The organism is Gilvimarinus sp. 1_MG-2023, assembly GCF_030548285.1.
This window is the reverse complement of sequence record NZ_JAUOSC010000195.1, coordinates 1-423: the sequence shown is the minus strand read 5'-3', so window position 1 is coordinate 423 and position 423 is coordinate 1. Positions and strand designations below refer to the sequence as shown.

The window sequence follows — 423 nt, the reverse complement described above, 5'->3', positions numbered from 1 at the left end:
ACGGAATCAACGATGGCGCAAGAAAAATAAACAGCAGGGATAACGGCACCGCCAGCAAGATGGCAGAAAGCAAACCAGCCATCAGCGGCTCGTGCAGGGTGGCGGTTTTGCCCGCGCCGATACGGCGGGCTACCAGTGCCTGTACGGCCGCGGCCAGCCCCATGACAATGGAAACCATCATAAAGGATGCGTAGCCACCAATACCAATAGCCGCCAGGGCGGCATCACCGAGGCGGCCTACCATGGCGGCATCAATCAGATTGATCAGGCTTTGTGACAGCATGGCACCGATGATTGGCAGGCCAATACCAAAAATCCGGGTCAGGCGCTGCGGTTCAATCCGCAGCAGTTTTCCAAGCCAGTGCTCAACTGACATGGCTCAGCGGTCGTAGTTGAGGTTGGGTGCCAGCCAGCGCTCCATGG

General features: G+C 58.2%; 1 protein-coding gene. It reads right to left on the bottom strand.

The annotated features are described in order from the left end of the window. Nucleotides 1-376 (bottom strand): MATE family efflux transporter (locus Q4563_RS16390; RefSeq protein ID WP_303605238.1); only part of this gene is annotated, 376 nt, incomplete at its 3' end. Nucleotides 377-423: the final 47 nt, after the last annotated feature.